General features: G+C 53.7%; 4 protein-coding genes. 2 read left to right on the forward strand and 2 right to left on the reverse strand.

Annotated elements, in window-relative coordinates; all coding sequences use genetic code 11:
• The coding region (locus BIS11_RS07390) for a solute:sodium symporter family transporter (RefSeq protein WP_253585874.1) at nt 1-1,095 on the forward strand (1,095 nt) is incomplete at its 5' end.
• A 244-nt stretch (nt 1,096-1,339) separates the two neighbouring features.
• Nucleotides 1,340-5,872, forward strand: coding sequence for a hypothetical protein (locus tag BIS11_RS07395; RefSeq protein ID WP_253422511.1), 4,533 nt, complete (start codon nt 1,340-1,342; stop codon nt 5,870-5,872).
• 238 nt (nt 5,873-6,110) lie between these two features.
• Here BIS11_RS07395 and BIS11_RS07400 read toward each other — a convergent pair whose 3' ends face one another.
• Together BIS11_RS07400 and BIS11_RS07405 are read right to left on the reverse strand one after the other, a co-directional pair.
• Nucleotides 6,111-6,992: an SMP-30/gluconolactonase/LRE family protein gene (locus BIS11_RS07400; protein WP_253422509.1), complete on the reverse strand. Its 882-nt coding sequence runs from the start codon at nt 6,990-6,992 to the stop codon at nt 6,111-6,113.
• A partial coding sequence (locus tag BIS11_RS07405) for a 2-dehydro-3-deoxy-6-phosphogalactonate aldolase (protein ID WP_253585875.1) occupies nt 6,985-7,555 on the reverse strand: 571 nt, incomplete at its 5' end. The genes BIS11_RS07405 and BIS11_RS07400, both read right to left, overlap by 8 nt.

The following is a 7,555-nucleotide window of genomic DNA, read 5'->3' on the forward strand; positions in this document are numbered from 1 at the left end:
GTGTGGATCGTCGGCATCATCGGCGCGGTCTACGCGCTGTTTGGCGGGCTGCGCACCGTCGCGGTCTCCGACACCCTGAACGGGGCGGGCCTTCTGGTCGGCGGCTTCGTGATCGTCTACTTCGGCCTGCAGGCGGTCAGCGACGGGGCGGGGGTCATGGAGGGCTGGAGCATCCTCAAGCAGACCAACCCGGAGCAGTTGAACTCCATCGGCGGATCCGAGCAGCAGGTGCCGTTCTTCACCCTGTTCACCGGGGTGTTCCTGATCAACCTGTTCTACTGGAGCACCAACCAGCAGATCATCCAGCGTACCTTCGCCGCGAAGAACCTCGCCGAAGGGCAGAAGGGCGTGCTGCTCACGGGTTTCTTCAAGCTGCTCGGCCCGCTCTATCTGGTGCTGCCGGGCATCATCGCCTACCACCTCTACTTCGACGAAGGCGTGCGCGCCGACGAGGCCTACGGCTATCTCGTGTTCAACGTGCTGCCGCCGTACCTGACCGGCTTCTTCGCCGCGGTGATGGTGGGCGCGATCCTTTCCTCGTTCAACTCGGCGCTCAACAGCACCACCACCATCTTCAGCCTCGGCATCTACAAGGGCGTGCTCAACCCGGAGGCCACCGAGGCCCAGGTGGTCAAGTCCGGCAAGGTGTTCGGCTGGATCATGGCGGTCGTCACCATGATCATCGCGCCGCTTTTGGCAGGCCAGGAGAGCCTGTTCGGCTACCTGCAGAAGATGAACGCGATCTACTTCATCCCGATCCTCGCCGTGGTGATCGTCGGGCTCCTGACCAAGCGCGTACCGCCCATGGCGGCGAAGATCGCCCTGGTCGGCGGCTGCCTGATGATCGCCGCCGGCTACTTCGTACCGCCGTTCACATTGCTTCCTGAAGTGATGCACGAGTTCCACTTCGTGGCGCTGGTCTTCGCGCTGCTGGTGATCATCATGCTGGTCATCGGCAAGCTGCGCCCGCGCGAGACCGATTGGGTGCAGCAGGACACCGGCGACGTCGATCTCACTCCTTGGAAAGGCGCCGTGCCCGTGGGTATCGTGCTGGTGGTGCTGGTGATCGTGATGTATGTGAGCTTTGCGGGTTAAACGGCTTTATGAAACATTTAGCTTGTGTAGCGTCTAATTAGTCTGGCATCTATTTCATATTCGAACGCCCGCTGTATCGCAGTGGGCGTTCTGTATTTCAGGAAGTAGGTTCGGTTATAGCTTTTGATTGATTCGTTGATCGTGTAGCGTGCTTGGTTCAGTATTTTGAGATTCACTGATTTCTCTTGGCTATAGTGGACGCTAATTAAGGCATTTGTCTTAGACGATAATTGAGGGCGAGAAAATGACACAAGCTGGCGGGCCAGCTGCGATAAATGGCTTCCTTTATCAGATTCTTCATCACTTAGTATGGATTACGCAAGTCTCGCTGTCCGGCACTATAGATGGAGAGCTGATCGATGATGCATGTCTGGTTCTCGAGCCGCGTAATGGTGGTGACGCACGAGCTGAGGCGGCTGGCGTATATCTCGTTGAGCAGTACAAGTCACGTAAAAATGGTACTTGGTCCGTTAATGACATCGTTTCTGTCCTCGTTGATCTGCGAAAGTCGATACCCTCCCAGCGTCCAGGCGATGCGCGTTATCGATTTGTCACTGATGGTCGGGAAGGCCGTTTAAAACCTTTAAGACTGTTTCTCAATGATGTTGAGTCAGCAGTGGCGCCTGATGATCTAGATCGGATGACAAAAAGGGAATTCAGTTCTGGACTAATCAGGACAAATAGCGAATTTTTTGACCATATTGTTGTGGCTAGCCGCTCAACTAGAAAATCATGTGAGAACGATGAGCGGATACAAGTATTCCATCTACTTAAGCACTTGCAGCTAGAGTTTGAATCGGATGACACTAAACAGACTTATGCTGTAGATAAGTTACTGCGCCGCTATGCTCCTAACTTGGGAGACGAAAGAGGTATTAGGGAACGGCTTGTAGGAATTCTTGTTGAGAAATTAAGTAAGGGGGAAGTAAGGCTTGATCGCCAAGAGATAAACGAAATATTTCGCAATGTAGGGCTCAATCCCGATAGGATTGTTCGTTTTGAGCAACTAGCTGAAACGATGGGTGAGCGGACTCGCAACCGTCTTGATCGTATGGGGTATCGCCCTGAGTGTGATGTGCGGAATCCGCCTGATTGGCCAGATATTAAGCCCGTTCTTTTGATCGCTGGCACAAGCGGTATGGGAAAAACTTGGCAATTGGGGCGGCTTTTGGAAACTCTGGCGCAAAGCCGCGAGATAGTGACACTCGTGCCTTCTAACAGCGCTTCGGAAACAGTGCTGAAGGATGCAGCACAGGATATCTGGCAAACCGGTCTCGACGAAACATCTGAGAAATCACTCGTTGCGGTTGCGCGGTTCCTTTGCGAGCTTGTGCCAAACGCTGAGGGGCGAAAGATCACGATCGCCGTGGATGATGTTCAGGACGTGGATGTTGCCCGTGCTCTCATTCGACAGGATTGGGCCGAGCGGGGCATGCGTCTTGTCATGTCAGTACCGCTTGAGTTGAGCGGAACGCTAAAGTTAGCTGACAGTGAGCGTATTCATCTGCATCAGGTCGGTGAATTCTCGATCAATGAACTTGATTGTCTCTTGAGGTGGAGTGGTAAAAGGTGGACTGAACTCCCTCACGACCTTAAGAAACTTCTGCGCACTCCAATTTTGGCCGGCCTTTTTCTCAAACTTCCCTATAGTTCAATACAACGTGCTCCACGAAGCGAATATGAAATCTTTGAGTCCTTTTGGGAGCGCATTGCTTCAAGGGGAGTTCTTGGTGATATAGGCATCGTACTCGCGCTCGCTGCCTTATATGTTGGAGGAGATACTTATCCACTTTGCCGGCAGAGATGGACCGAAATCGGTTTGAACGATGAGAGTCGAGCCCGCTTGGAGGCAACTGGATGGCTTCGAAGCACTGAATATGGCGAGGTTGCATTTGCGCATGACCGTCTGCTGAATTGGGCTGTTGCAAAAGAGTTAGTCCGCCAGTATCAGCACAATCAACTTGGCGTGGAAAAGCTTGGTGAAATGTTCTCTAGTGGCAGTAGCGAAAACCAGTCGCAGTGGCGTCGCCTCGGATATGTGCCGATGGATACGATCTGGTTGCTTGGGGAAAACGATAAAAACGCTGAACCCGCGAGTGTGATCGTCGCACAAATGGAACAAAGCCATGAGTTCGGAAGTTATGGAGGAGAGCTGTACAAACATCTGCTGCCAACATTGGGTCAGCGTGCGGTTCCGATTCTTCTCTCTCGCTTGCATTCTGTAGTTTCCGATGAAGCTAGAGATTACCGCGTGAGTTTGATTGGCCAAGCCTTTGTCAATTTGGCTCGACAAGATCATGTTGACTTGGCGAATGTTGTAAAGTCACTTCTCCGATCCAGCTCATGGGATCTTCAGAGTGTAGCGATAGTGGCGCTAACAGTCGCACCGGATGTCGATTGGCTAGATCGGATTTGGGAAATTCACCAGCATTGTGTCGAAGTTTTAGAAGATCGATCAAACGGACTGCCGCATGAGGGCTACCAATCCACCATGGCCGCCCTGCGTGCCGGGGTTGCCCATAGACCGGAATGGCTTCGGTTGCGGATACTCTCTGTTGATCCCAGTAAGGAGTCTATAAGCGATCTTGGATATTTGCTAAACACCCTAGAACATCCCAATGCTCTGACTATTTGGAGAGAAACACGAGATCGATTGATTGAAATGATGCCTGAAAGTAAGCCCCGTAGCCTGCTGCATTGCATCGCACGCTTTGGCGATCGTGAAAAAATTGATTTCATTACTCAAAACCTCACACAACAGCAGGATTTCGCTAGCGGGGCTGCACTCTATGCGCTCTCCGTTCTTGACCCACTCGCTGCAATTGATCGGCTCGAAGAGATCGGTGAATCAGAGCGTTATTTATCTCGGAATTACTGGCTACCCGGCTTGTTGCGCGCTGAACCGGAATTAACGCTACATCGCGTGCTCGCGCTAGCTAAGACGCAGCCGGGGGGCCGTCATTTGATTGAAATTCTTTTTGATGAACGACCGAATGAGATCAACAAAGAAATGCTGCGGTTCGTGCTACGCACCCTAGAATGGGACTTGCGTCAAGATCTCGATGCAGTCATCTCTGGAGATCAAATTTGGCTTGATCGCCCACTAAGTTTTTTGGGAGGTATCACTCGTCCGGATCTTCTTTCCATCATAATGGCGGAGGAAGGCGGAGAGCTAGAAGCAATGCTCGTTACCATCGGCTGCTGTCGACAACGATTAAATAGTAGGGGTAACGAGCCTGTGCATGAGGGCATACGTAGGCTTCTCATCCTGATAGGCGGTGAAGGGATCACTACGTTACTCAAGCACGAGCTAGAGTCCGAGCACTACTGGGTACGTCGTGGTGGTTTAATGTGGGCTTTTGTACGTCAAGATTCTGAAGTTATAGAGCGGTTAACTGCTATCGCCCTCCGACCAATTCCTCGAGATGCTATTGGAAAACTGGAATCGGAACCTTATCGCGATTTTCATAAAGCTGTAAGCAGTCTTGCCGCATTGGGGGCTGATGCTAGTTTGGTCAATGCTATTTTCGAGGTCGGAATATCTGAAGTACCACTCGAACTTTTTCTTCTTAGATTACATCAAGGACCAATGCCGACTTCTCTCCTAAACAGAGCTATTTTGACTCTGAAAAATAGAGCAACAGCAGAAAATGAGCTTTGTGTCGCTGTGATTATCGCTTGGTTTAGCAATAATGAAAAGCTCATCCCTGTTGTGCGTGACTTGCTAGAGAGAACTGATCCAGCCAGTCGTTTGGCAATGTATCTTTGTATCTCGCTGCGCGAACTTGGTGATCAATCCAATGAGTTTGCCCAATTTGCTTTTTTGGTAGCACAAACGAAAGAGAATGTTCGGTGGGGTATTGATGCTCTTGCAAGCGTAAAGAATGGCGGTGAGGAATTACTACTGGAATGGCTACAAAATCAGAGCGTGGGTTCATGGAGCCGCTATGAGGTTTTCGTTATTCGTATGCTATATAGGCGTTCGGAGACGCGTGATCAAGCTATAGCAGCTGCAGGAATAGCCTGTGAGCGGGTTAGCTATTTCGATGAGACCCCTTATGATATAGCAGCTGAAGCTAATGATCCTGGATTGCGGGATACAATTCTTGAAAAGGCGTTTTCTGAAAACTCCTTCTTTGTGACAGAGCCACTGAACGTCATCGAAGGCCTGGCCAAATTTAATATACCGCGCGCTGTTGATGCAATTGAGTTGGCTTTTAAGACCCACCCAAAAATTGAGCGAGAGTTGGCGAGGTTGCTCGTTCGCATCGCACCAGATATAGCAGCCGAGAAACTGATTAGTGTGGCTGTTAAAATTGAGCGGGATTCAACTAGAAGTGCCGTCGGACGAGCTCTTCGCCAGCTAGATCCTGCAATAATTGTTCCGCTGTTTGCCGAGCGTGTAAGGGGGGCAGCTTCCGAGAGAAAGATCATCGCTGAATTAGCTGCTTGGTTACCATTTCCTCAAATTAATAACGTTATCGTTGGACTTGCTGACCAAGATAGCGCTAATGAAGTTAGACATTCGGCACTTAAGGCGCTCGAATGCCACCGTAAGGAAGCAAGCCTAAGAGTCCTGCTAGAGGAGTTTGAAACTGCAAGTTATAACAAGCGATGGAGTCTGCTAACGGCCATCCTGAATGGTGCTGATGCTCACTTGCTAAAGAGCCGTGATGATCCACTTTGGCTAGGTCACATCTTAACAGACGAACTCCCATTTATATTTGAGCACCATGCTAATGATGTGCTAAAGCAAAGAATCCAGCGAGGCAAGTAGTGGCATAACCTGATCCGCCAACAGTACGTATCGCTTTAAGGCAGGACACTGAAATAAGGTCAACATGGCAAGCAGCTTCAATGAAGAAGACTGGTATCTTTTTTAAATGGCTGTTCAAATTGAAAGTGTAATTAGATCCGTAACGACCGAGTAGGTAATCAATTGTGCTGCAGGGGCAGTCAAATAGGAGATTTGCACTCAATAGTAGCCCCGCAGTCGCGGGACTACTCATTTCTGACTAGGCCAGATGTAGAGGCGGCTCGGCGAGTCCGGCGATGCCTGTCTCGACTACATAGAGCGAGCCTGCGAAGGGCTCTTGGGCAAGCTGCTCAGCACTGAATCCCTCTCGCGCAGTGGTGATATACAGCGTTTTAAGATCGGCGCCGGCAAATGCCGGGCAGGAGGGCTGGCTGACCGGCAAGTCAATACGGCCAATAATCTGACCCTGTGTATTTAAGCGCACTACCTGCCCAGCGCCCCACAGTGCCAGCCATAGGCAGCCGTGGCTATCCATGACAGCGCCGTCCGGGTTGCCTTCCGTTTGGGTGAAATCAGCAAAAGGCTCGGGTTCACCGATGGGCCATCCCTGATCATCCAGCGCCCAGCGCAGCACCCTGCCGGTCGGCGTATCGGTGAAGTAGGCGGTGTCGCCTTTTGGCGAGAAGCAGATCGCGTTGGGGATGGTCAGCCCCGAGCGCAGGGTATGGAGCTTGCCCCGGTGAAGACGGTAGAGGCTGCCCGCGCCGGGTTCGGCGTTCTTGCCCATGGTGGAGAGCCAGAGGCTGCCGTGCCGGTCGACCCGGGCGTCGTTGCTGCGGGTGACGGGATTGTCCGCCTCGAACGCCATCAGCGCGGTCTGCTTTTGTCGTTTCGGGTCGAACAGCGTCAGCTGGTTTTCGCCTATCAGCAGCAGCCGGCCATCTTCGACCGGGGCGGCGCAGGAGGTCATGCGCTCGAGCGCGAAGCTTGAATGCACCTGGGTTGCCGGGTCGAGCCAGTGGAGCCGCTTGCCCAGAATATCGCACCAGTAGAGCCGGGCGCTTTGCGCCTGCCACTGGGGGCCTTCGCCGAGCTCGCAGCGGCAATCCACGGCGAGCGTTGCCTGCAGCGCGTCATTCATGATCGTCTCCCGCCGCCTGCCAGGCGCGCACCAGCGCCTGGGCCTGGCGGCCCACCTGTTCGGCGCTCTGGCCGGGCTTGTAAAGCGCGCTTCCGAGCCCGGCGCCGTCCACGCCGCCGGCGCGCCATTCGGCGAAGTTGCTCTCGCCGATGCCGCCGACCGCGTAGAGCAGCGTGCCTGGTGGCAGTACCGCGCGCACCGCCTTCATGCCCTCGATACCGACCTGGACCGCGGGAAAGAGCTTGAGCCCGGTGGCGCCGGCATCGAGCGCGTCGAACGCCTCGGACGGCGTGACGATGCCGGGGAAGCTCTGCATGCCGAGCGCTCGGGCGGCCTCGATCACCGCCGGACGGGCGTTGGGCGAGACGATCAGCCGCCCGCCGGCGGCGTGCACTTCCTTCACTTGGGCGGGGGTGAGCACCGTGCCGGCGCCGATCAGCGCCCGGTCGCCGTAACGCTCGGCGAGCAGCGCGATGCTCTCGAGCGGCGACGGCGAGTTGAGCGGTACCTCGATGCGGGTGATGCCCGCCTCGAGCAGCGCGTGGGCGATATCCACCACTTCG

The sequence above is a fragment of the Halomonas sp. 707D4 genome, assembly GCF_024158685.1.
In the GTDB taxonomy this organism is placed as follows: domain Bacteria; phylum Pseudomonadota; class Gammaproteobacteria; order Pseudomonadales; family Halomonadaceae; genus Vreelandella.